The 1,180-nt window shown below is 43.1% G+C and carries 1 protein-coding gene; it reads left to right on the plus strand.

Translation table 11 applies throughout. The features are described from left to right. Positions 1–65: 65 nt before the first annotated feature. A protein-coding gene (locus FTV31_RS16990) for an IS3 family transposase (RefSeq protein ID WP_180015813.1) occupies positions 66–1,141 on the plus strand; the annotation gives its coding sequence in 2 pieces (ribosomal slippage) (positions 66–318 and positions 318–1,141; 1,077 coding nt in all). Positions 1,142–1,180: the final 39 nt, after the last annotated feature.

A 1,180-nucleotide genomic window follows, 5' to 3' on the forward strand; every position in this document is an offset into this window, starting at 1 on the left:
CCCCCCTAAAAATAATAGGATCTAAAAGTAGAATTTTCTCTTAAGATACGAGCAGGAGATTCTGCATGAAAACATCTAAATTTACTGACAGTCAGATCATGTCCATCTTGAAACAGGCAGAATCTGGCACACCTGTAGCGACCCTTTGCCGTGAACACGGCATGAGTAATGCTACCTTTTATAAATGGCGTGCCAAATATGGTGGTATGGATACATCATTAATGGCTCGACTGAAAGAGCTAGAAGCCGAAAATACCAGACTTAAAAAGATGTATGCGGAAGAGCGATTAAAGGCCGAAATCATCCAGGAAGCGATGGCAAAAAAGTGGTAAAGCCATCTTGCCGGCGTAAGATGGCACAACAGGCAGTTGCCCAGCATGCCATTAGTATTCGTTTGGCTTGTAAAGCATTTGGCATTAGTGAAACCTGCTACCGCTATCAAGCCAAACTCAGCGATGACAATGCACTCATTGCTGAACAGCTCATTGAACTCACTGAGGAAAATTCCGATTGGGGCTTTGGTTTGTGCTTCTCGTATTTACGGCATGTTGAGAGTTGCTGCTGGAATCACAAGCGGGTTTACCGCATTTACTGTGAGTTGGCACTGAATCTGCGTATTAAACCGAGAAGAAGACTAAAACGGCATGCGCCTGAACCATTGAAAGAACCAATCCGAGAAAATCAGGTTTGGTCATTAGATTTTATGCATGATCAGCTTTCCGATGGTCGCAAGTTTCGATTATTGAATGTGATTGATGATTACCGCCGCGAAGGCCTAGCCATTGAAGCAGGGTTCTCATTGCCCACAATCAGGGTTATTCGTACGTTGAATCAATTGCTGGAGTGGAGAGAAAAACCGTTAGTGATCCGATGCGATAATGGTCCCGAATTTATCAGTCACGAATTTGTGCACTGGGCTACTGAGCACGGTATTCGTATTGAATATATTCAACCGGGTAAGCCACAGCAGAATGCGTATATTGAACGCTATAATCGGATCATACGTTATAGTTGGCTGAGCAAGCATTTATTTGATACTTTGGATGAAGTACAAGATTATGCAACAAACTGGTTGTGGCATTACAACCATGAAAGACCACATCTAGCTAACAAAGGAAAGCCACCTCTAATGGCTGCTTAACCTCTACTTTTAACTTCGGTTATTTATGGGAGGATTACC

Source organism: Acinetobacter sp. YH16031 (genome assembly GCF_013417335.1).
In the GTDB taxonomy this organism is placed as follows: domain Bacteria; phylum Pseudomonadota; class Gammaproteobacteria; order Pseudomonadales; family Moraxellaceae; genus Acinetobacter.